The following is a 23,169-nucleotide window of genomic DNA, read 5'->3' as shown; positions in this document are numbered from 1 at the left end:
TGAAAAAGTGAAGGAGTGGCACAATGGAATATACCAGTATAGCAGATACAGGAATAGAAGCCTCCAGAATCGGCCTCGGCACATGGGCCATTGGAGGAACGATGTGGGGAGGCACTGACGAAAAAACATCGATTAAAACCATCCGCGCCGCTCTTGATCAGGGGATTACACTGATTGACACCGCGCCGGCTTACGGCTTCGGGCAGTCCGAGGAAATCGTCGGAAAGGCAATCAAGGAGTACGGCAAAAGAGAAAAGGTAATTCTCGCAACGAAAACGGCTTTGGACTGGAGGAACAACCAACTGTTCCGCCATGCGAACAGAGCGAGAATTGTAGAGGAAGTTGAGGATTCTTTAAAACGGCTTCAAACAGATTATATTGACCTTTATCAGGTGCATTGGCCTGATCCGCTTGTGCCAATTGAAGAAACAGCGGAAGTCATGAAGGAATTATATGATGCGGGAAAAATCCGGGCGATTGGCGTAAGCAATTTTTCGATTGAGCAAATGGATACATTTCGCGCTGTTTCACCACTCCATACGATTCAGCCTCCTTATAATTTGTTTGAAAGAGAAATGGAAGAGAATGTTCTTCCGTATGCGAGAGATCACAAGGTGACAACATTATTATACGGCAGTTTATGCAGAGGGCTGTTAACAGGCAAAATGACCGAAGAATATACATTTGAGGGCGATGATCTGCGTAATCACGATCCAAAATTCCAGAAGCCCCGCTTTAAAGAGTATCTTTCTGCTGTGAATCAATTGGATAAGCTGGCGAAGACTCGTTATGGAAAATCAGTGATTCACTTGGCTGTCAGATGGATCTTAGACCAGCCGGGAGCGGATGTCGCTCTATGGGGGGCAAGGAAGCCTGAGCAGCTTGAGGCGCTATCTGAGATTACAGGCTGGACACTGAATAGTGAAGATCAGAAAGATATCAATACCATATTGGAAAACACAATTTCAGACCCAGTCGGACCGGAGTTTATGGCCCCGCCGACCAGAGAGGAAATATAACAAAAGCTGAGGGCGAATTCTCAGCTTTTTGGCGTTTTAACGGGAGAAATCTTAAAAATTAGTACCAGGTAATAAAAAATATTGTTATAATAGATGACAGAAAGAATCATTGATTACGACAAAGGAAGTGCGATATGTATAAGTTTTGTGCAAATGCTTTAAAAGTTATTCTTTCTCTTCGCGGAGGAGTGAAGGTGTATAACAAAGAAAACCTTCCGGCCGATTCAGGTTTTGTCATCGCGTGTACACATTCCGGCTGGGTTGATGTGATTACACTCGGAGTCGGGATTCTTCCTTATCAAATACACTACATGGCGAAAAAAGAGCTTTTTCAAAATAAATGGATCGGTTCGTTTCTGCAGAAAATTCATGCCTTTCCGGTAGATCGGGAAAATCCCGGGCCAAGCAGTATTAAAACACCGATTAAGCTGCTGAAAGAAGGAGAGATTGTCGGTATCTTCCCAAGCGGAACAAGAACCTCTGAGGACGTGCCTTTGAAAAGAGGTGCGGTGACAATTGCGCAAATGGGGAAAGCTCCGCTTGTTCCTGCTGCATATCAGGGCCCTTCAAGCGGAAAAGAATTGTTCAAAAAAGGAAAAATGAAGCTGATTATCGGTGAGCCTCTTCACCAGGCTGATTTTGCCCACCTGCCGTCAAAGGAAAGACTTGCAGCAATGACAGAGGCTTTGAATCAGCGGATTAAAGAATTAGAGAACAAACTTGATCAGCTATAAGGCGTTAGCCTGAAACTGTGAAAATAAGAAAAGCACCTTGTATAAGGTGCTTTTCTTATTATGCTTCCTGCTGGTTAGCAGTCTCGAGAAGTTCTTCTTCTTGAAGCTTTTTCACTTCAATATATGCGACGTGGTGGCCGTCAATTTCATTAATGATGAATTCGCAGCCTTCTTCGATGATAGAATCATCTTTTTCAACATCGTATTTTTGAGTAAGGAACCAGCCGCCGATTGTATCGACTTCTTCGTTCTCTAAATGAATGCCGAGCAGGTCGTTTACTTGGTCAATTAGCACTTTTCCGTCAAGAATATAATGGCCTTCGCCGATTTTGCGGATTTCGCTAATTTCATCAATATCAAATTCATCGCGAATTTCACCGACAATTTCCTCGATGATGTCCTCAACCGTTACAAGCCCGGCAGTGCCGCCGTATTCATCAGACAAGATGGCCATGTGGACCCTCTCTTTTTGCATTTTGACAAGCAGGTCTTGGATCGGCGCAGATTCGATGACATGAATGATCGGATTGACGAATTCAGAAATGGTCGAATCAACAGATACCTCGCCGCTGATGCAGGCGGTCAGCACTTCTTTTATGTTAATAACCCCGATAATGTTATCTTTATCGCCCTCTTCCACAGGGTAGCGGGTATATTTTTCGATCTGAATGATGTCCATCATTTCAGAAATCTTGATATCATGCGGAAGGCTGACAATTTCGGTCCGCGGAATCATAATTTCTTTCGCGAGCCTGTCGTCAAATTCAAAGATTTTATTCACATATTTAAACTCTGACTGGTTGATTTCACCGCTTTTATAGCTTTCAGACAAAATGATTCGCAGCTCTTCTTCAGAGTGAGCCAGTTCGTTTTCTGAAACGGTCTCCAGGCCAAATGCTTTTGTCAATAACCGTGCGGAATTGTTCAAAAGCCAAATGAACGGGAACATAATGCGGTAAAACCAAATCAGCGGTTTCGCAAACAGCATAGACACTGCTTCCGCCTTTTGGATAGCGACTGTCTTAGGTGCAAGTTCTCCGACAACAACGTGCAGGAACGTGATAATGGCATACGCAAAAATAAACGATATGACATGTGAAAGGGAACCTGGAACGTTCAATTTTACGAAAAGCGGGTGAAGCAGCCTTTCAATCGTTGATTCACCTAAGACCCCTAATCCGATGGAAGTCAGTGTAATTCCGAGCTGACACGCAGATAAATATTCATCAAGATGCGTGGTCACTTTTTTTACGGCTATTGCTGCTTTATTTCCTTCCGCGATCAGCTGATCGATCCGTGAGCCTCTGATTCTGATAATGGCAAACTCAGATGCCACGAAAAATGCCGTCAGGGCGATTAAAACAGCAACTAAAATCAAATTCACTATGTCCAATTAGAACCTTCACTCTAGCAATGAGAATGAAGGTAACACCTCCTGTTAGATAAAATGGTTTTAACTTAACAGCAGCATTAATGATTGGAACACGGCGAGCTTTTCAGGCGGGAGCTTGCTTTTCAGCTTGTCACGATCCTCAGGCTTCAGCCGTTCAAACCGATGCAAGATTCCGGAGATGTTTTGATTCATATGATCAATTTCTAATGCCAGATTTCCAATTTCATCATTAAGTTTAGCTGAAGAGGGAAACTGGTTCTCCAGTCGATCTTTAATATCGGACAGGGCCAATCGCTGCTTCTTGCAATCTACAATAAATATAAGCCGTTTGAGTGCATTTTCGTCGTAGTAACGGTAATTTGAACAGGATCTGGCCGGCGTAAGCAGACCGAGATTCGTATAATAATCAACTGTCCGTTTCGTTACTCCGGCGAGCGCCGCTAGTTCACTGATGCGATAAGTCTCAGCCCCATCTATATCCCTCCCAACCATCACGTTATAGTTATGAGAATAGTTTAATATATGAACGGTGTCTTGCACAAGTTTATTGTTTTTTCCCAGACGGGAATTGGAAGTTGTGGAATTCATGATCTGATTGAAGTAACATAGGAAGATAGAATTTTCAAATTTTTATATGCGGAAGGGACAGATGAAATTGGCTGGGTTATCCCGGGAAGTTGAAGGAAACTTAAATAAAGGATCTTGGATTCGCAAGTTGTTTGATGAAGGTGCAAGGCTGAAGAAAGAGTTCGGGGAAGACCAGGTATTTGATTTTTCACTCGGCAACCCGATTGTTGAACCTCCTGAAGCTTTTAAGAGAGCGTTAATAGCGGAAGCTGAAAAAGGCAGCCACGGATACATACAAAACCAAGGTCTTCCGGCAGCGAGAGAAAAAGTCGCGCAATTTCTGGGGTCACGTTTTGAAGCTGATTTCTCAGCGGAGCGCATCGTCATGACGGTGGGCGCGGGCGGCGCTTTGAATGTTGCGTTAAAAAGCATCATAAATCCTGGGGAAGAAGTCATTATTCTCGCACCTTATTTTGCCGAATATAAGTTGTATATTGAGAACTATGGGGGCAAGGCCGTCAGCTGCCCGTTGACAGACCGGTTCGAGATCGACATTGAAGCGGTAAGGCAATCGATCACCTCGCAGACAAAAGGGCTGATTCTCAATACACCGCATAACCCGACAGGCACTGTTCTCAGCCAGAAAAATATAGACGATTTAGGCGCTTTATTAAAAGAAATAGAAGAAAAAAACGGCCAGACGATTTATGTGCTGTTTGATGAACCGTACAGTCAATTAATCTATGATGAAGAGCTGGCAAATCCGTTTCAATCGTATCATCGTGTGATTTTGGCCAGCTCATTCAGTAAAGATCTCGGCATAGCCGGGGAGCGGCTCGGGTATATCGGATTAGACAGCCGAATGCCGAATGCGGACCTTTTGATCAACGCTTTTGTGTATTGTAATCGAACGCTTGGATTTGTGAATGCCCCTGTTATGATGCAGCGGACTGTGGCAGGAATGGATGATTTAAGAGTAGACGCAAGCGCGTATAAGGAGCGCCGGGATTTAATGGTAGATATTTTAAAAGAAGCCGGTTTTGAATTTGAAATGCCAAAGGGAGGCTTCTTTGTTTTTCCGAAATCGCCGATTGAAGATGAAGTCGCATTTTGTGTGCATGCCGCCCAAAAATACAAATTATTAATTGTGCCGAGCAGCGGTTTTGGAATGAGCGGGCATTTCCGTTTATCCTTCAGTGTGCCGATCGAGCAGATTAAAAACTCACGGGATATTTTCATTTCTTTATATAAAGATTTTGCTTAAGAAGGCAAAGAAAGAGAAAACAGTTTTCCATGCTGTTTTCTTTTTTATATATTCACAAAATCTTTACTCCTCAATTCAGGCAGTCAGCAGAATTGCCAAGCAGTGCGTGCAATTAAGGCTTTCCCTATAATAAAAGTCTAAAAATTAAAAATCATTTTTGGAATGAGTTGTGTTACAATAAAATATACAATTTATAATCAAACTTTGACTTTTGGAGGTGGTATGATGGGGCCCTCTGCTTAGGCAACAATACACCGCGTACCTCAATGTTAAGGAAAAATGATTATATCAGGAGGTGACTCCTTATCCTTTAATAAGAGGGATAAGGTTAAATGGACGATATTGACAGTCTGATTTTAATTGGCGTGCTCATTGCTTTAACCGCGTTTTTCGTTGCAAGCGAGTTTGCGATTGTTAGAGTAAGGAGATCCAGAATAGATCAGCTTATCACAGAAGGAAACAAACGGGCGATACTCGCAAAGCGTGTCATTACAGATTTGGATGAATATTTATCAGCATCCCAGCTGGGCATTACATTGACATCAATTGGACTTGGCGTACTGGGTGAACCGGCCTTTGAACGGCTTCTGCATCCATTGTTTGAACCGCTCGGCTTGCCGGACTCGGTTTCTCATGCAGTCTCTTTTGCAGTCGCGTATGGCTTGATCACATTCCTGCACGTCGTTGTAGGTGAACTGGCCCCGAAAACGGTCGCGATTCAAAAGGCAGAGCAGCTGACCTTGCTGATAGCGGGTCCTTTGCGTTTATTCTATTTGCTCCTGTTTCCGTTTATTTGGATCCTCAATGGATCGGCGCGGCTTTTATGCGGAATGTTCGGTTTAAAGCCTGCGTCAGAACATGACGGTTCCCATTCTGAGGAAGAACTCAGGATGCTGTTGTCTGAGAGCTTAAAAAACGGAGAGATTAATCCGTCTGAATATAAATATGTAAATAAGATTTTTGAATTTGATAATCGGATCGCCAAAGAAATTATGATACCGCGGAAGGAAATGGCCGCGGTATCCACAGAGATGACGATGGCTGAAATGCTTGAAGTCATGCTGAAGGAAAAATACACGCGCTGGCCAGTCACAGCTGGGGACAAAGACAGTGTGATCGGTTTGGTCAATACGAAGCATTTGTTTTCAGATTTGCTGTTTATGACAGAAGAAGAACGAATGAAAATGACGATCCATCCGTATGTGCGGCCGGTCATCGAAGTGATTGAAACGATCCCGGTTCATGATTTGCTGATTAAGATGCAGCGCGAGCGCATTCATATGGCTATATTGTCTGATGAATACGGAGGAACCTCGGGACTTGTGACGACAGAGGATATTCTTGAGGAAATTGTCGGCGAGATCAGAGATGAATTTGATGAAGATGAACAGCCGCTGATCCAAAAGCTTGGCGACGGCCATTATGTGATGGATGGAAAGGTTCGGATCGATCAGGTGAATAGCCTTCTTGGCGCATCGATTCAAGAAGACGTCGATACGATCGGCGGATTGATATTAAAAGAAAACATCGATATTGAGGCTGGTGAATCCATTCGCATCGGTTCATATACGATAAAGGTGCTGAAGATGGACGGCCGATTAATCAAGCAAATCGATATAAAAGAAGAAGCCGGCAGCACAACAGGGATTACGGCGCACCGCAAGCTTCCGCTGCCCGAGCCTGTGATGCTGAACAGTGCAACCTTGAGCGAGAAATAAGCTCAAGGTTTTTTTTACATTGCGATTGTCCAGCCGCACCAAAACGCCAAAAGCGACCCGCAAAGTGTCAGGGCGATGTACAGGAGGCTTTCCATTACACGTTTGGCCATTAGGAGTTGAACACTTTCAACGCTGAAAGTGGAAAAGGTCGTAAAGGCGCCAAAAAAACCCGTTCCAATGATAAGCGAAACCGAAGCATTTGTAACGTGAAGCCCTGTAAATATTCCGAGCCCGAGAGCTCCGAGAATATTGACTGTCAGTATGCCAATGGGCAGGCTGAGACCTTTGGCTCTGGCGGTTATCACATTGCCAAGCCAGAAGCGAAGCATGGCGCCAAGTCCGCCCCCTATGAAAATACCCGCTAGTGTCATCTTTCCTGCAGCCCCTTTCTTTGCTGAATGTCTGCTATGCGCCGTCCTGCAAAAACACCAATCAGTGCAAATATGATCCCTGATATCAATGAGATTGCCAGATACAAAACAGCCAGTGAGGGTTGTCCTTGCAAAAGCATCACTGTTTCCTTAGAAAACGTGGACATTGTTGTGAAGCCTCCGCAAAAGCCGGTGCCTAACAAAGCTGACAGCAGAGGGCGTTTTGCCCCAATCATAAAAAATCCGGTTAGAATGCCTAATAGAAGGCTGCCTGCCGCATTTTCCAGCCAGGTTGCCGCAGGGAACTGACCAGTGTGTATCCATAAGTTTAATCCGTATCGGAGGCAGGCGCCAAGCGCGCCTCCGATAAAAACCGCGCTATATCTTTTCATGTTTGCCATCCTTTATGATCAAATCCGGGTAATCTGTAACGATGCCGTCCACGCCCATGGCTCGTAATTTTGCCGCTGTCTTTTCATTGTTGACAGTCCATGCAAATATGTTTAAGCCGCTTTTATGGACGGAACCAATCATCATACGGTTGAGCCGTGTGTATTTTATATTGACATAGTTTGCAAAAGAGCGGAAGGCCCTCAGCTGATTTCTGAACAGCATGCCAAAATTGGGTCTTGTAATGACCGCTGTCGGAATCGATGGATAAAGCTCGCGGAACCTCTGAACGGAACGGAACTGAAAGGATTGGACAATATTGTTGATAGAAAAAGAAAATTGCCCTAACAGCTGTCCCACCTCTTCTTCAATTCCAACTTGAGACGGATGGCCTTTTAGCTCAATTAAAAGGCCGATTTTTTTGTGGTAGCGCTTGAGCACCGCTTCCAGGGTCGGAATACGCTCACCTTGAAAAGCGGGGCCGTACCAGCTTCCTGCATCGAGTTTCTGCAATTCCTCCAAGGTAAAATCCTTAACAAAGCCCGACCCGTTTGTCGTTCGGTCAACTCTGTCATCGTGTATCACAACAATCTGCCTGTCTTTTGTAAGCTGGACATCCAGTTCAATCATATCTGCATTCATTTTCACCGCAAGGTCAAATGCGGCAATCGTATTTTCCGGAGCGTAACCTGATGCTCCGCGATGGGCAATGGTGTACAAGCTAAGTCAGCTCCTCGTATGGGCATTTCTGTTATTGTATCAAATCCATATATGCACAGCGATACAAAGTGGTGAATTTTTTCTGCCATATCGGAATGGTCCGGGCTGAGGAATGCGTATAACTAAAAAAAGACATTCAGCGTATCAGAACACATTTCGTCAGAAAATTAGGTCTTTCGACATGTTCACAACAAAATATGATCCTTTATAATAGCAAAAAAGGAGGCGAGATCATGGGAAAAGGGAGAATCAGAGTGGAGGAAAGAATTAAAGCCGAAACGGATGCTGAAATGCAAAAAGCAACTCTCCTTGATCAGACACAAACGAAAAAAGGTAAGTGACTGTCCCTATTGAATCTGGCTGATAGATGAATTGAGAAATGACCCCGGCGTTTCGCCGGGGTTTTGTGCTGCAAAAGACATTTAAATAAGCATCATTACGAATATTTTAGTATAATAAACAATCGATTGGGATAGAGGGGAGACAGTCATGCCAGATTATTTGCAGCAGTATTTTACGCTTGATAACATCATACAAATTGGCATCAGCTTGGCGATTTTGCTGGTGTTTCTTATACTCAGAAAATTGTTCACGAGATATTTCTTTAACCTGCTTTTTAATTTGACAAACCGGCCGAAAACAGAAATTTTTAAACAGGTGGTTCTGGCGTTTGATAAGCCGGCCAGATGGTTTTTTGTTGCCCTTGGGCTGTTTTTAGCGATCCGGTATTCACCGTTTTTTGACGAGCAAATGCCTGTCATCAGCAAAATATACCGTTCGCTGATTGTGGCGCTCTTGTCCTGGGGGCTTTGTAATTTGACCGCAACGTCGTCGTTTATCTTCCATAAGGTGAATCAGCGCTTCGAATTGGACATGGATGACATTTTGGCACCGTTTTTATCCAAGCTGCTCCGTTTTGTGATCATAGCGCTCAGTGTCAGTGTGATCGCTCAGGAATTCAATTATGATGTCAACGGATTTGTAGCGGGCCTTGGTCTTGGCGGACTGGCTTTTGCGCTTGCTGCGAAGGATACCATCAGCAACTTCTTTGGCGGTATTATTATTATTACTGAAAAGCCGTTTACGATTGGTGACTGGGTGGAGACGTCGACGGTAACAGGGTCAGTCGAGGATATTACCTTTAGGAGCACGAGATTCAGAACAGCACAGGGGGCGCTTGTAACAGTGCCGAACTCTACGCTGTCGATGGAAGCGATCACGAACTGGACAAGAATGACCAAACGTCAGATTACGTTTTCCATCCATGTGTCCTACGCTACGCCGATTGAGAATCTTGAACGTTCCATTCGTTCTCTCAGAACAATGCTGCTGGAGCATGAAGGCGTTGATAATGAAACAATCATGGTCAACTTTGATACGTTTGCCGACAGCTACTATAATTTATTTTTTAATTTCTATACAAAAACGACGGTTTGGGCTGAAAACCTTGATATTCGAGAGGATATCAACTATAAAATTATTGATATTTTAGGTGCGGAAGGCGTCCAGTTTGCATATCCCGGCCAAATGGTTGTTGTAAAGCAAAAGCACGAAAGCGACCCATTCCAAGTGAATCTAAATAAAGAGGAAAAGGAACGGGCTTAAAAGAGAGACTTCGTCTGACAGAGGCGGAGTCTTTTTCATGGTAAAATAAGAGAAAAAGGCGGTGTTGAGTTGGAAGCAATCAAAAAAATTTTAAATGAAGCACAGAGAATTGTCGTACTGACAGGAGCGGGGATGAGCACAGAATCAGGAATTCCTGACTTTCGTTCAGCAGGAGGCATTTGGACGGAGGATGCCTCAAGAATGGAAGCGATGAGCCTTGATTATTTTTTAAGCCATCCGCGTCTGTTTTGGCCCAAATTCAAAGAATTGTTCCAGATGAAAATGAGCGGCAGCTTCGAACCGAATGAAGGGCATTTGCTTTTAGCTGAGCTCGAGAAACAAGGGAAGCAGGTCGATATTTTCACGCAAAACATTGACGGTCTTCATAAAAAAGCCGGGAGCAGGCATGTATACGAGCTGCATGGTTCAATCCAGACAGCAGCTTGTCCGGCATGCGGCGCCCGATATGACCTTCCTCATTTACTGGAGCGGGAGGTGCCGGAGTGCACGGCCGCCGGAAATAATGGTGACATTTGCGGAAGGGTATTAAAAACCGATGTTGTTCTCTTTGGCGATGCCGTCTTGCACTTTGACACCCTTTATGAAAAGCTGGATCAAGCAGATCTTTTATTGGTTATCGGCACGTCTCTCGAAGTAGCTCCGGCGAGATTTGTGCCTGAGGATGCAAGCCTGATCCCCGGCATGAAGAAAATCATCATAAACCTTGAACCAACGTATTGTGACAGCCTGTTTGACATGGTCATCCATCAAAAAATCGGCGAGTTTGCCCGAAATTTGGGCATAAAAAAGTGAGCCGCCTTATGCGCCTCACTTTTTTATTCATGAACAGGAACCATTGTGTCCTCTAACACTCCGAAGGAATAGCCCTTTTCTTTTAATTTATTGATTAGCACCGGCAGCGCGTTTACGGTAGCGGGAAGGTCATGCATGAGAATTACATTTGGGCGGCTTGAAGAGCTGTGTTCCATATTCTCAAGCTGCTGTAATACAGCGGTCACATACTGTGAATTCCGGTATTTCCAGTCCATGCTGTCGATCGTCCAATCCCAGTACACAAACCCCTCTTTCTCCAAATTGCGGATTTGTGGGGCGGTTAGTGACGGCTTGCTTCCGTATGGCGTTCTGACAAGATCGGTTTTATATCCTGTAATGTCTTGCAGCGTGTCACGCGCCTCCTGCATTTCTTTTAACGGAGATGTCTCTGTTTGATAGAACAATCTGTTATTATGAGTCACGCCATGTAAACCGAGTGCGTGGCCTTCCTTTTCTGCTCTTTTCACCGCCTGCTTGAATTCATTCATCCGCGGTGAAAGCATGAAAAATGTCGCTTTTACATCAGCGCTTTTCAGTACATCGAGCAAGCGGGTTGTAACGGCTGACGGGCCGTCATCGAAGGTTAAGTAAACTGTTTTATCTCCCATGTTCTGCTTTGTCTGCAGATGTTTTATCAGCAGGTCAGGGGAGTCGTTTTTCAGCTTAAGGCTTTCCTTCTCATCTCGAAGCTGGCCGTTTGTTGTGACAGTGACTTCCTTTGCTTTCGTTGAACTGTTGGAATAACCCAAAATCACCATAAGCAAAAGCAGTACACATAAAACTGCTAAACTTGCAAATTTAAAAGCAAGCGAAACTGCAGAAGGAGAAGCTTCTCCTCTCGTTTGTCGCATAACAATCTCTCCATTGGCATAAAATCTCTACATAATGCTGTACAGCAGGCAGCTTATGAAGATGCCATATGATTACAACCTATGTATTACCAATCAAGTATACAGGAATAAAACTGGAAAGAACATAGAAAATTTGTCGAAATATCAGATTTTAAGGAAAAAATAAACTCCTTTCCGCTATAGATCTCTTGATCTTTCTGTTTTTCAGCATGTCCAATATGATAGAATTAGTGACAATGACAGCTTGAAATACATCAGGGAAATCTCGAAAAGGGAGGGCTTTTATGAAGGTTTTAGTCAATGGCCGGCTGATTGGGCGCAGTGAAGCATCGATCGATTTGGAAGATCGCGGTTACCAGTTTGGTGACGGCATCTATGAAGTGATCAGGGTGTACAAAGGAGTATTGTTTGGATTACGTGAGCATGCAGAGCGTTTTTTCAGAAGTGCGGCTGAAATCGGAATTTCACTGCCGTTCAGCATTGAAGATCTCGAGTGGGACCTGCAAAAGCTTGTACAGGAAAATGCGGTCAGTGAGGGAGCGGTATACATCCAGACAACTAGAGGCGTGGCCCCGCGAAAACATCAATATGAAGCAGGCCTTGAGCCGCAAACCACTGCTTACACGTTTGCTGTGAAAAAACCGGAGCAAGAGCAGGCATACGGAGTGGCGGCCATTACAGATGAGGATCTTCGCTGGCTAAGATGCGATATCAAAAGTCTGAATTTACTGTATAATGTGATGACGAAGCAAAAGGCCTATGAAGCGGGAGCCTTTGAAGCCATTTTACTGAGGGACGGCGTTGTTACGGAGGGCACATCCTCTAACGTTTATGCCGTTATCAACGGGACGGTGCGAACACATCCGGCTAACCGGCTCATTCTCAATGGAATTACCCGGATGAATATTTTAGGATTGATTGAAAAGAATGGGATCAAACTGGATGAAAATCCTGTCAGTGAGGAAGAGTTGAAACAGGCGGAAGAGATCTTTATTTCGTCAACGACGGCAGAAATTATTCCGGTCGTGACGCTAGATGGACAATCGGTCGGAAGCGGGAAACCCGGACCAGTGACAAAACAGCTTCAGGCTGCTTTTCAAGAAAGCATTCAACAGGCTGCAAGCATTTCATAAAACAACAAAAAAAGAGCCCGCTATTAGCGGAGCTCTTTTTATTTTTTCACAAATCCAATCAAAATGGAGATCATTGGCGATATATAGAGGAAGAACGCAAACGGGAAGTAGTCTATGACGGGAACACCAAGCGCGCTCGCCATAAAAGCGCCGCTGACGCCCCAAGGGATTAACGGGTTAATTAATGTTCCGCCGTCCTCTAATGATCTTGTCAAAAATTTTCGCTGGATGTTTTGTTTGTCATATAAGGATTTAAATGATTGTCCCGGTATTAATATCGATAAATACTGTTCGCCGGTTGCCAAATTGACGCCGATGCTTGAGCAGACAGTTGCCGCAACAAGACGACCTTTTGAACGGATGCCTTTCATGACGCCTTCCAATAGTGCTGAAATCAATCCGATTTTCTCCATCAATCCGCCTAGTGCAAAAGCAATCATAATAAGAGAGACTGAGCCCATCATGGATTGCAGTCCGCCTCTGTTGATAATTTTAGCGGCTGCCTCATTGTCAGTGTCAAAACTCGTGCCATTTTGCAGAGCTGTCATAAACGCCTGCAGGCTGCTGTCGGGTACAAATATAGCAGTCAAAATTCCCGAGGAAATAATTCCGGCAGCCAGAACGGGAATGACTGATACTCGTTTAATTGCCAGCAAAACGACTAAGAGCGGGGAAAGAAGGGCCCACGGTGTCACGTTTGCGGCATCTTTGATTGCGGTTATGACTTGTTGAATATCATCGGTTGAAGCAGCGTCCACTGACACTGATGAACCGAGAAAATAAAACAGAACGACAGTGATGAGCAAAGCTGGAATGGTTGTGCCTGTCATATGGCGAATGTGTTCGAAGATCGGTATTTCACCTATTCCGGCGGCAAAGTTGGTTGTGTCCGACAGCGGCGACATTTTATCACCAAAACAAGCGCCGCATATGACTGCGCCTGCCGTCCATTCAAGCGGGACGCCTGCCGCGCTCGCCACGCCAATCAGTGCTACTCCGATTGTGCTTACAGTTGTCAGGCTTGAGCCAACAAGTGTGCTGATGATCATGCATGAAAACAAAGCGGTCAGCAGAAGGTGGCTTGGTTCAATAAAGGATAGGGCATACACCGTCACAGACGGTATTGCGCCGCTGTACATCCATGCGCCGATTAAGATGCCGATCAGCGCCAGAACGATAATCGGCTGTACGCCGTTTTTGATCCCGTCAACAATCCCTTTTTCAATACTCTTCCAGGAAAATCCCAACCATAATCCGGCTGCTGAAAGCGTGACAACACATAAAAACAGCGGAATATGCGGTTCCACGTGAAGAAAAAATAAGCAAGAAATAATAATGCATAACATAAATATAAATAAACCGACGGCTAACGGAAACGTCAGCTTTTTTTGAGAATCCAAAATAACACCCCATAATTATCTTTAATGCTTTTGCGCTTTTGGGCACGAAAGCATTATAACAGAAAAAAACGAAAATCTATGTTTTTTCACAATTATGAATATAAAAGAAGTGAGCACAGGGCGTGCTCACTTTACAATCAGGACGGGTATATCCGATTTCGCTGAAAGCTTTTCACTTACACTTCCGAATATTAATTTTTTCAACCTGTTTTGGTCTCTGCTTCCGGTTACGATCATATCGGCAGAAATGCGGTTCGCATGCTCGATAATTGATTCAGCCGGATCGCCTTCTAATATATCAATATCTCCATCTGCCTGCTGTTCATTCAGCATCATTCTGGCTTCGGCGACGACTTCTTCCGTACGGTCTTCATAGATGATTGGTTCAGGTGAAGCAACATCTGATATCAGCGGATCGGGAACACCTGTCATGCCTCCGCTGATATAGCTTGCTTCAGCTGCGGGTCTGGGCGGGTCGATGACGGTCTGATTGTCTTTCATATCATGTGAATGGGCGACGGTAATAGCGGCATTTACGGTTTTAGCAAGATCAATGGCTGTCTGAAGCGCTTTCTTACTATTTTCACTTCCGTCAAACGCAACGATGATACGGTCAGCATGGAACATCCTTCTCACCCTTTCAAAGCGTCTTACAACACTACTACCCGAATTTGAGCACAATTAACCCTTTCCTATTCAAGTAATGATTGACAAAAAAAGGTTTTGTTTATATGATGATAAAAAGATGAAATCAGAATGGAAGGAGGGTTTGCTATGCCAAGGAATTTGCATGTTTATCAAACAGTTTCATATTGGCGCGGCAAACCCTTTGTTCTGTTTTCGTGAACGGTTTTTTAGGCCTGGCCGCGCGCTGAAAAGCGCTGTGCATAACATATCGGTTAAAAAAGGCATGGAGCTGACGCTTCATGCCTTTTTTATATACAAAATCTAAGGAAAGACAGGTGTATGGGATGTGAAGACAAATACAGAGGCGAGGGCTGTTCATGCCAAATTGGATGAAAAAAGCTGCAAGGAAAAAATAGAAGGCGGCTGATGAGGAGATGGGGATAGATGTTTTCAGTATTAAAAAAGCTTGGCTGGTTTTTTAAGGCGTACTGGCTGCGCTATACGATTGCGATTGTCCTTTTATTAGCAGTCAATGTCATTGAAATGTTTCCGCCTAAGCTCTTGGGGAACGCCATAGATGATATGAAATCGGGGGCGTTTACTCCGGAAGGGCTGCTGTTTTATATCGGTATCTTTTTTGTACTGACAGCAGTCGTGTATATGATGTCTTATTTTTGGATGCACCAGCTGTTTGGCGGTGCAAATCTGATGGGGAAAATTCTTCGTACGAAGCTGATGGGGCATCTGCTGACGATGTCGCCGCCGTTTTATGAAAAAAACCGGACAGGCGATTTAATGGCACGGGGGACGAATGATCTTCAGGCCGTCAGTTTAACGACAGGGTTTGGCATCTTGACGTTAGTCGATTCTACGATGTTTATGATGACGATCTTTTTGACGATGGGGTTTTTGATCAGCTGGAAGCTGACCTTTGCCGCGATTATCCCGCTTCCAGTCATGGCGATTGCAATCAGCCTATATGGAAGTAAAATTCATGAGCGGTTTACGGAGGCCCAAAATGCGTTCGGGGCGCTGAATGACAGGGTGCTGGAATCTGTTTCCGGCGTGCGGGTGATTCGTGCGTATGTACAGGAAACAAACGATGTTCGCCGGTTTAATGAAATGACCGCTGATGTTTATCAGAAAAATATGAAAGTGGCTTTTATTGATTCACTGTTCGAGCCGACGGTGAAGCTGCTTGTCGGCGCAAGCTATCTGATTGGGCTCGGCTACGGAGCGTTTCTTGTGTTCCGGAACGAACTGACGCTTGGAGAGCTTGTGTCCTTTAATGTTTATCTCGGTATGATGATTTGGCCGATGTTTGCAATTGGTGAACTCATTAACGTGATGCAGCGCGGCAATGCGTCATTAGACCGGGTAAATGAAACCCTTTCTTCTCAACCGGACGTGACAGATCCAAAACGGCCCGTTGATCTTAAAGAGCCTGGAGATATCGTTTTCAGCAATGTCAGCTTTACATATCCAAGCTCAACAAGCTGCAATATTCAGGATGTTTCATTTGCGGTGCGAAAAGGGCAGACGGTCGGAATTGCCGGTAAAACCGGGAGCGGAAAAACGACAATTATTAAGCAGCTTTTGCGCCAGTACCCTCTAGGTGAAGGGAGCATTACATTTTCAGGCGTGCCGATTCAGCAGATCCCTCTTGACCGGGTCCGCGGGTGGATCGGGTATGTGCCACAGGATCATTTGCTGTTTTCGCGGACTGTAAAAGAAAATATTTTATACGGAAAACAGGATGCGAGTGATGAAGAGGTTCAGCAAGCCATTGCTGAAGCATACTTTGAAAAAGATTTACACATGCTTCCAGCAGGTCTAGAGACAATGGTCGGCGAAAAAGGCGTGGCACTGTCAGGCGGACAGAAACAAAGAATTTCGATTGCAAGAGCACTTATGGCGAATCCAGAGATCTTGATTCTGGATGATTCGCTTTCCGCTGTAGATGCCAAAACAGAGGCTGCGATTATCAGGAACATCAGAGAAAACCGCAAAGGAAAAACGACATTTATTTTGACGCACCGATTATCTGCTGTAGAGCACGCTGACCTGATCCTTGTGATGGACGGCGGCGTCATTGCAGAGAGGGGCACGCATCAAGAATTGCTGGCCAATAATGGGTGGTACCGGGAACAATATGAAAGACAGCAGCTGTTCACTGCGGAAGAAGGGGAGGCAGGGGCATGAAAATAGGAAAAACGTTATGGAGATACGCACTCCTTTATCGAAAATTGCTAATCACGGCCGTCCTATTGCTAGCTGTCGCCGTCGGTGCAGAACTGACCGGGCCCTTTATCGGCAAGAAAATGATAGACGACCATATCCTCGGCATTGAGAAAACATGGTATGAAGCTGCGGAAAAAGATAAAAATGCCGTTCAGTTTCACGGCGTCTCATATGTCAGAGAGGACCGAATGCAGGAACCTGTTTCAAAAGCAAAAGAAGCACATATTTATCAAGTGGGAATGGCGTTTTATTTTGTTGATCAGGCTGTCAGCTTCGATGGAAATAGAACGGTTTCTGACGGGAAGCTGACGATCTCAAATGGAGACGTGAGCCGAACATATACTGCCGAAAAGCTGACTAAGCAGGAACTTTTCAGGTTCTATCAGCCGGAAATAAAGGGAATGGTGTTTCTGATCTGCCTGTATGGAGGCTTGCTGGTGTTTTCGGTATTTTTTCAATACGGACAGAATTATCTACTGCAGATGAGCGCCAATCGGATTATTCAAAAGATGAGGCAGGACGTGTTTTCGCACATACAGAAAATGCCAATTCGATATTTTGACAACCTTCCGGCCGGAAAAGTCGTTGCGCGGATTACCAATGATACGGAGGCTATCAGGGATTTATATGTCACCGTGCTTTCTACATTTGTGACAAGCGGAATCTATATGTTCGGGATATTCACGGCTTTGTTTCTGCTTGATGTGAAGCTTGCGTTTGTATGTCTGGCAATTGTGCCGATGATCTGGCTGTGGTCGGTCATTTACCGAAGATACGCCTCATATTACAATCAAAAAATCCGCTCGATCAACAGTGACATTAACGCAAAAATGAATGAATCCATCCAAGGCATGACCATTATTCAGGCTTTCCGCCATCAAAAGGAAACGATGAGAGAATTTGAGGAATTAAATGAATCACATTTTTATTTCCAAAACAGAATGCTGAATTTAAACTCCTTAATGTCCCATAATCTGGTCAATGTCATCCGCAATCTTGCGTTTGTCTGTCTAATTTGGCATTTTGGCAGTGCGAGCCTGAATGCGGCTGGGATTGTTTCTGTCGGAGTGCTGTACGCGTTTGTCGATTATTTGAACCGGCTGTTTCAGCCGATCACTGGCATCGTCAATCAGTTTTCAAAGCTGGAGCTTGCTAGGGTCTCCGCCGGGCGTGTTTTTGAACTGTTTGAAGAAAAGAATACGGAAGAAGCAGGTCAACCGGCGAAGGAGCGTGCGCTGGGACGGGTTGAGTTTCGTGATGTGTCATTTGCCTATCAAGATGGTGAAGAGGTATTAAAACATATTTCCTTTACCGCGCAAAAAGGCGAAACCGTAGCGCTCGTCGGTCATACCGGATCAGGAAAAAGCTCGATTTTAAATCTTCTGTTTCGTTTTTATGATGCGCAAAAAGGTGATGTTCTAATTGATGGAAAAAGCATTTACAACATGTCAAGACAGGAACTCAGATCTCATATGGGCATTGTGCTTCAGGATCCGTACTTATTTTCGGGCACAATCGGATCTAACGTAAGTCTGGATGACGAAAGAAAGACTGAAGAAGAAATGAAAAAAGCACTGCGGCAAGTTGGTGCCGAGCCGCTTCTAAAAAAGCTTCCAAAGGGCATGAATGAACCCGTGATTGAGAAAGGCAGCACGCTATCCTCTGGCGAGCGGCAGTTAATTTCCTTCGCAAGAGCTTTGGCGTTTGATCCCGCAATTTTGATTTTAGATGAAGCAACGGCGCACATTGATACAGAGACAGAGGCCGTAATCCAGAAGGCGCTTGATGTCGTCAAACAAGGACGCACTACCTTCGTCATCGCTCACCGGCTTTCAACAATCAGAAATGCAGATCAGATTTTGGTTCTTGATAAAGGAGAAATCGTTGAGAGAGGGAACCACGAGGAATTGATGGCATTAGAAGGCCAATATTATCAAATGTATAAACTGCAAAAGGGACAGAAACATTCCATTGCATAACGCTAAAAACCCAAAACAATCGTGTTTTGGGTTTTTGATTATGTAGTTAATAAGCCAGCCCGACTCGGAATCCGACATACTCTCCTGTAACGAGCTCACGGTATAGAAAGTCAGCAGTATCGCCGACTGAAATGCTTGTGCCGCCCTCAGGCAAAACGTTACGCTCCGTACGATAAATGCCGGTTGCTGTTCCGTCCGGGAGGTAAGTGGGGCAGATGATTGTCCAGTCTAATGATGATTCTTTAAGCATTTCGTATACTTTTGCATGCTCCTTGGCTGCGCGGGTCTGCTTTCGTTTCGATTCATTTGTTTCAAACCGGAATTTTCCCGGCTCATATCGGGAATCAAGAATGCCTGCGGTGCCGATCGAAATAATCCGTTTGATATGCTGTTCCTGCATCGTGGAGAGAATGTGTGCCATAGCAGTTGACAAGGTATCATCACCATCTGTGCCTAGACAGCTGATCACAATTTCGGCATTCTCCAATATTTTTTTCACATCTTCTAAGCGGCGGGCATTCCCCATGACGATTCGATCTTTTGGAAGGGGAAGATCAGCATGTTGAGATCTGATCAGAGCGTGAATGGCAAACCGTTCATCTGCTGCAGCCTGAGTTAAAAAGGCTTGTCCGACGCGGCCGCTGGCTCCTAATAAAGCGATTTTCATCAAAAAACCTCCTCGCCTTTCATTATAAAAGGATGTTCTCAGTTTGAACAGCGCGGGAAAGAATACCTGTACCAATAGACAGAACGATGGGAAACATATTCATGAATCATGGATACACTTACGAACTGAACCAGCTCCCAATTCACAATGGTGATAAATGACACCCTGATTCCCTCCCTTTCTTTCTAGGATATGTGGAGTGGGAAAAATGGGTGACAAAATAAAGAGAGCGCGGAAACCGCGCCCTCTATAGCCATATATTGAGTTGTTATTGAACTCTGCCGCCCATTTGCTGCTGAGCGAAAGATACTAAACGTTTTGTGATTTCTCCTCCGACAGAACCGTTAGCGCGGGAAGTTGTGTCCGCTCCAAGGTGAACGCCGAATTCAGAAGCGATTTCAAGTTTCATTTGGTCGATAGCCTGAGCTGCGCCAGGTACTAGTAATTCATTTGAAGAGTTTTGGTTAGCCATGTGTAAAATCTCCTTTTTTGTTTAGTATGGTTGGGTTAACTGGAGTTGCACCAATCTGTGAACCCTTCTCGGGTGTCACTGCCGCCTCGGCGTAACCCAATGCTTTGCCGGCTTGTTACTACGTATTATGTTAAAATGGCCGGAAACTCATGCGGAGAATTGTATGGTAAATGTTGAGAAAGCACAAAAAAAGCCTAGCCATTTGGCTAAGCTAGTCATAAATATGATAAAGCATCAGTTCATGTATCTCGTTTGTAAGAGCAGGCTCGTCAGCGCGGGCGGGAAACAAATCTCCCCATTCAATCTCACCGCTCTTATGATAGATACCTTCATAATGAGTACCTTTAAAATAAAATGAAATTTTCCATCCGGGCAGCTTTTCTTTTGGGAACAAAGGTTTCCAGCTGAAATGAGAAATCATAACGGCCACGCTCCTTACATTTAGTATCAATTGACCTGAATCTAAACGGCTTATGTTCATTGTATCATTGTTTGAGAACATCATTGAAGGGTCTTACTGATGCAGTTTGTCCCAGCTTTGGATAAAGATAAGCCCGCTTTATTAAAAAAGCGGACAGGTTACGAAGGCCACAGCGCTTCAGGGGATGTGATTGCCTTCTCAGATAAATAAGACGCGTATTCAAAGCTTCTTCGTTTTGTCAGAGAATCAACATGATGCAAGTTTGGATGAGAAAAAATGCTCCGGCCCGGGCGCGAATTTGCTTCAAACATCCATACTTTACCGTTCTGATCAATGCCAAAATCGAAACCGATCTCGCCGATAAACCCCTCGATATGATCATGAAGCACATGGCTTGCAGTCAGCGCCGCTGCAGAAAGCTTTTTAATGACCTCAACTCTTTCAGCGGGATCATCGTAAACTTCCGCAAGTGTCTTTACAGTGCCGCCGTTAGAAAGATGTGTTGTTATGCTGTTTTCTCCGGAAATTTTTACGGCTATTGCTGTTACTGTCCATTTCCCTTTTCTGTTTTTATTGGTATGGACACGGAAATCCGCTGGTTTGCCTTGAAATTCGATGAGATCAACACCTTGCTGAATGAGAAAGTCAGATGGGCTGTGCTGTTTTTGAAATTCTGCAAGAAAAGCGGCGGCATCAGGATAATCAATGGAAGTAAATGTTTTGGCGTCATTCGTGTGCTTCACCGTCAGACTCTCATCTGTCCTTGTCAGCTGATAAATGCCGGTGCCGAGTGCTCCGTTTGCCGGTTTGATATAGACTTTTTTGTATGCATCACAGAGCTCATCGATCAGCTCTACAGACGGTGTCAGCTCGGATCGAGGCAAAAAAGGAGCTGTTCTCGGGTCTTTTTCGAGCAATTGATGAACGCTCCATTTATTGAAAAACGTTTTATTAAACCATGGGATTTGATATTCATCGATCAGTCTCTTTTTTGTATGTTGCAAGAGAAGAGAATCTTCAATTTTTCGGTTAGGCAAACGGTCATAAACGACGTTCGGCAATGGAACGATTTTTTTCACCCAGCCGTTTTCCCTGTAAAGGAGGCCTTCAATCGTGCCTTCCTCCCAATTGATTTGATGTGCGCCAAAAACGAAACAGTAGCCTCCGGCTTGCTCATGTAATGTGACAAGCTTAGAAAAAAAGAGGGAACGATCCTTAAAAGGACGCTCAAGAGATACCGTAAACCCAGCCGTAAAGATGCCGACTAACGGCCCGATATGCACTGTATGATCATGAATCAGTATATCAGCCCGGCTTCGGTGGGGGAGCAAAAGCTCATGAAACAGATTTTCAGAGAGAAGCACGGTTTGTTCCAGATGCCGTCTGTAAGCAACATGGCATCTGACAACCTTCGTTCCGAACGCGGCATGCAAAAGTCCGTCTTGCTTCAGCGAAGAGGGCAGAAACAGGGTATTTTCACTGGTTTTGTCTATGCCGATCAAAAACCGTTTACGATTCACGCGGAAGAACTCCTTTCTGGCTTTGCTCAGAAAACAGGTACTGGCAGCGCTTTAGAGGACAAGTGTACAGCTGTTCTTTTTGCTCGGGAGAGACACGCAGGATTGACTTCCTGCCCGGTTTGGAATTGATATCTAAAATCCAAATTCTCCCGTCCTTCGCAAGACATATATCAAGTCCGAGTTCAAACAGCGGCCCGTAGCGCTCGTCAAGATAATACGGAACCGATTGGGTAATCGAAAACACATCATCCAGTAAGACCACTTGCTGTTTTTTCGGTATATCCTCAAACCATGAGTCAAATGTCAGCGCATCAGATCCGCCTGACAAATTGGCCAGCAGCCCGTGTTTATAGCCGCGTCTCACTGCCTTTCCGACTGTATTCCATTCACCTGCTTCGTTTTTTTCCATAAACAGGCGAATATCACAAGGGTATTGTTCCTTATCTTGAATGTTTAAGTAAGGCTGAAGCAAATATTGATGCTGAAGCACTTTTTTGCACCATGTTTTAAAAGAAGTTTGGTTGGAAAACGTTTTTGTCTGCTTATCCTTTCCGATGTGATAAGTAGCGGTGATGTTTTTCTTGCCCAGCTTCAAAAGAATCACGCCTCTGCCTCCTGCGCCGAATGCCGGTTTAAGGATACAGGCTTTTTCTTTGGATAAAAAGGAATGAATTTGTTCATAGCGGCTCACCTTCATTGTTTCCGGAATATAGGGGTTGATTACAGAATTCTGCTGCAAATCGTGAAGGACGGTCCATTTATCGGGAAGCCCCCGCCCGATAAATTCCGTTTTCGGATATTTTTTAAGCCACTCAACGATCGGTTTTGCTTTTTGGGAATGTGAATCCTTGCCGTAAAAACAGCGATCATAAATATAATCTGGAATCGCCATTTCAGTTTCGTTCCAAGTGCTGCTGGCGGAATGATAGACCGATGCTTTGACACGCAAGGTGTCAGGTAAAATATCAAATGGTGTAAACCGAACGAAACGTATGCCAAATTCGGGTGCTCTTTTGGCCAGTTCTGCGGAATAATCCGCTTCATGCTGGCGGGATAAGGACATAAAACCGAGTGTTATCATGATGAGACTCCCCCTTTTATTCAAAAGCTGCCGGCGGGTGTCAGCAGCTTTACGGTAAAAACATTCAGGACGAACGCAGCTGACAGTATTCTACTTTACAGATTACGATTCTTTACCTTGCCCTATTCCAAAAGAACAAGCTGATTTTCTGAGAACAGGAAT

General features: G+C 44.6%; 25 protein-coding genes. 11 read left to right on the top strand and 14 right to left on the bottom strand.

Annotation, left to right across the window (positions count from 1 at the left end):
- Positions 1-23 precede the first annotated feature (23 nt).
- The gene (gene akrN, locus NZD81_RS10830; protein ID WP_289860508.1) at positions 24-1,019 is read left to right on the top strand and encodes an aldo/keto reductase AkrN; all 996 of its coding nucleotides are present in this window, start codon (positions 24-26) and stop codon (positions 1,017-1,019) included.
- 134 nt (positions 1,020-1,153) lie between these two features.
- A complete protein-coding gene (locus tag NZD81_RS10825) occupies positions 1,154-1,753 on the top strand; it encodes a 1-acylglycerol-3-phosphate O-acyltransferase (protein ID WP_014663357.1) in 600 nt (199 codons plus the stop codon).
- A gap of 58 nt (positions 1,754-1,811) precedes the next feature.
- On the opposite strand, the gene NZD81_RS10820 is transcribed toward NZD81_RS10825, so the two are convergent.
- Together NZD81_RS10820 and cueR are read right to left on the bottom strand one after the other, a co-directional pair.
- Positions 1,812-3,146: a hemolysin family protein gene (locus NZD81_RS10820; protein ID WP_040083600.1), complete on the bottom strand. Its 1,335-nt coding sequence runs from the start codon at positions 3,144-3,146 to the stop codon at positions 1,812-1,814.
- Positions 3,147-3,206: 60 nt separating this feature from the next.
- Positions 3,207-3,638, bottom strand: a complete 432-nt coding sequence (gene cueR / locus NZD81_RS10815; protein WP_040083818.1) for a Cu(I)-responsive transcriptional regulator — start codon at positions 3,636-3,638, stop codon at positions 3,207-3,209.
- A gap of 157 nt (positions 3,639-3,795) precedes the next feature.
- Between cueR and NZD81_RS10810 the strand changes: the two genes are divergently transcribed.
- Together NZD81_RS10810 and NZD81_RS10805 are read left to right on the top strand one after the other, a co-directional pair.
- The gene (locus NZD81_RS10810; protein ID WP_282374122.1) at positions 3,796-4,977 is read left to right on the top strand and encodes a pyridoxal phosphate-dependent aminotransferase; all 1,182 of its coding nucleotides are present in this window, start codon (positions 3,796-3,798) and stop codon (positions 4,975-4,977) included.
- Positions 4,978-5,309: 332 nt separating this feature from the next.
- Positions 5,310-6,695 (top strand): hemolysin family protein, encoded by a 1,386-nt coding sequence (locus tag NZD81_RS10805; protein ID WP_014663361.1) that lies wholly within the window; start codon positions 5,310-5,312, stop codon positions 6,693-6,695.
- Positions 6,696-6,709: 14 nt separating this feature from the next.
- On the opposite strand, the gene crcB is transcribed toward NZD81_RS10805, so the two are convergent.
- Genes crcB through NZD81_RS10790 form a run of 3 tightly spaced genes read right to left on the bottom strand, consistent with a single transcriptional unit; the run spans position 6,710 to position 8,176 of the window.
- Positions 6,710-7,066: a fluoride efflux transporter CrcB gene (gene crcB / locus NZD81_RS10800; protein WP_014663362.1), complete on the bottom strand. Its 357-nt coding sequence runs from the start codon at positions 7,064-7,066 to the stop codon at positions 6,710-6,712.
- Complete coding sequence (locus NZD81_RS10795; protein WP_014663363.1) at positions 7,063-7,458, bottom strand: fluoride efflux transporter FluC; 396 nt, start codon at positions 7,456-7,458, stop codon at positions 7,063-7,065. Before NZD81_RS10795 ends, crcB begins: the two co-directional genes overlap by 4 nt.
- Complete coding sequence (locus tag NZD81_RS10790) at positions 7,445-8,176, bottom strand: glycerophosphodiester phosphodiesterase (protein ID WP_282374123.1); 732 nt, start codon at positions 8,174-8,176, stop codon at positions 7,445-7,447. Before NZD81_RS10790 ends, NZD81_RS10795 begins: the two co-directional genes overlap by 14 nt.
- Before the next feature lie 233 nt (positions 8,177-8,409).
- Here NZD81_RS10790 and NZD81_RS10785 point away from each other — a divergent pair, with 233 nt between their 5' ends.
- From NZD81_RS10785 to srtN, 3 genes are all read left to right on the top strand, one after another.
- Positions 8,410-8,517, top strand: coding sequence for a YhdX family protein (locus NZD81_RS10785; protein ID WP_009966908.1), 108 nt, complete (start codon positions 8,410-8,412; stop codon positions 8,515-8,517).
- Positions 8,518-8,665: 148 nt separating this feature from the next.
- On the top strand, positions 8,666-9,781 hold the full coding sequence (gene mscY / locus NZD81_RS10780) for a small-conductance mechanosensitive channel protein MscY (RefSeq protein ID WP_014663365.1): 1,116 nt from the start codon (positions 8,666-8,668) through the stop codon (positions 9,779-9,781).
- 69 nt (positions 9,782-9,850) lie between these two features.
- Complete coding sequence (srtN, locus tag NZD81_RS10775; RefSeq protein ID WP_282374124.1) at positions 9,851-10,594, top strand: sirtuin NAD-dependent deacetylase; 744 nt, start codon at positions 9,851-9,853, stop codon at positions 10,592-10,594.
- Positions 10,595-10,617: 23 nt separating this feature from the next.
- Here srtN and NZD81_RS10770 read toward each other — a convergent pair whose 3' ends face one another.
- Entirely contained in the window at positions 10,618-11,466 is an 849-nt protein-coding gene (locus tag NZD81_RS10770) for a polysaccharide deacetylase family protein (RefSeq protein ID WP_014663367.1), read from the bottom strand.
- A 284-nt stretch (positions 11,467-11,750) separates the two neighbouring features.
- Here NZD81_RS10770 and dat point away from each other — a divergent pair, with 284 nt between their 5' ends.
- On the top strand, positions 11,751-12,599 hold the full coding sequence (gene dat / locus NZD81_RS10765; protein ID WP_014663368.1) for a D-amino-acid transaminase: 849 nt from the start codon (positions 11,751-11,753) through the stop codon (positions 12,597-12,599).
- 38 nt (positions 12,600-12,637) lie between these two features.
- Here the strand turns inward: dat and nhaC are convergent, their stop codons facing one another.
- The gene (gene nhaC / locus NZD81_RS10760) at positions 12,638-13,999 is read right to left on the bottom strand and encodes a Na+/H+ antiporter NhaC (RefSeq protein WP_040083590.1); all 1,362 of its coding nucleotides are present in this window, start codon (positions 13,997-13,999) and stop codon (positions 12,638-12,640) included.
- A gap of 126 nt (positions 14,000-14,125) precedes the next feature.
- Entirely contained in the window at positions 14,126-14,626 is a 501-nt protein-coding gene (locus NZD81_RS10755; protein ID WP_014663370.1) for a universal stress protein, read from the bottom strand.
- A gap of 163 nt (positions 14,627-14,789) precedes the next feature.
- Here NZD81_RS10755 and NZD81_RS10750 point away from each other — a divergent pair, with 163 nt between their 5' ends.
- The 3 genes from NZD81_RS10750 (at position 14,790) to bmrD (ending at position 18,846) form a co-directional block, all read left to right on the top strand.
- Entirely contained in the window at positions 14,790-14,951 is a 162-nt protein-coding gene (locus NZD81_RS10750) for a hypothetical protein (RefSeq protein ID WP_282374335.1), read from the top strand.
- Positions 14,952-15,070: 119 nt separating this feature from the next.
- On the top strand, positions 15,071-16,828 hold the full coding sequence (gene bmrC / locus NZD81_RS10745) for a multidrug ABC transporter ATP-binding protein BmrC (protein WP_282374125.1): 1,758 nt from the start codon (positions 15,071-15,073) through the stop codon (positions 16,826-16,828).
- Positions 16,825-18,846, top strand: coding sequence for a multidrug resistance ABC transporter ATP-binding protein/permease BmrD (gene bmrD, locus NZD81_RS10740; protein WP_282374126.1), 2,022 nt, complete (start codon positions 16,825-16,827; stop codon positions 18,844-18,846). Before bmrC ends, bmrD begins: the two co-directional genes overlap by 4 nt.
- A gap of 46 nt (positions 18,847-18,892) precedes the next feature.
- Here the strand turns inward: bmrD and NZD81_RS10735 are convergent, their stop codons facing one another.
- The 6 genes from NZD81_RS10735 to spaC form a co-directional block, all read right to left on the bottom strand.
- Entirely contained in the window at positions 18,893-19,513 is a 621-nt protein-coding gene (locus NZD81_RS10735; protein WP_040083585.1) for an SDR family oxidoreductase, read from the bottom strand.
- A 38-nt stretch (positions 19,514-19,551) separates the two neighbouring features.
- Positions 19,552-19,677 carry a hypothetical protein gene (locus NZD81_RS10730; RefSeq protein ID WP_014663375.1) on the bottom strand — a complete coding sequence of 42 codons (126 nt, stop codon included), beginning with the start codon at positions 19,675-19,677 and terminating at the stop codon, positions 19,552-19,554.
- A 104-nt stretch (positions 19,678-19,781) separates the two neighbouring features.
- Positions 19,782-19,985, bottom strand: coding sequence for a beta type acid-soluble spore protein SspB (sspB, locus tag NZD81_RS10725; RefSeq protein ID WP_014663376.1), 204 nt, complete (start codon positions 19,983-19,985; stop codon positions 19,782-19,784).
- Between the two features lie 211 nt (positions 19,986-20,196).
- Entirely contained in the window at positions 20,197-20,415 is a 219-nt protein-coding gene (locus NZD81_RS10720) for a YheE family protein (RefSeq protein WP_081483606.1), read from the bottom strand.
- A gap of 149 nt (positions 20,416-20,564) precedes the next feature.
- A complete protein-coding gene (yheD, locus tag NZD81_RS10715) occupies positions 20,565-21,926 on the bottom strand; it encodes a spore coat associated protein YheD (RefSeq protein ID WP_014663378.1) in 1,362 nt (453 codons plus the stop codon).
- Positions 21,916-23,007: a spore coat associated protein SpaC gene (spaC, locus tag NZD81_RS10710; RefSeq protein WP_014663379.1), complete on the bottom strand. Its 1,092-nt coding sequence runs from the start codon at positions 23,005-23,007 to the stop codon at positions 21,916-21,918. The genes yheD and spaC overlap by 11 nt, the downstream gene beginning before the upstream one ends.
- Between the last annotated feature and the right edge of the window lie 162 nt (positions 23,008-23,169).

This window comes from Bacillus sp. B.PNR1, from assembly GCF_030386235.1.
Taxonomy (GTDB): domain Bacteria; phylum Bacillota; class Bacilli; order Bacillales; family Bacillaceae; genus Bacillus; species Bacillus stercoris.
This window is presented reverse-complemented; position numbering and strand designations above follow the sequence as displayed.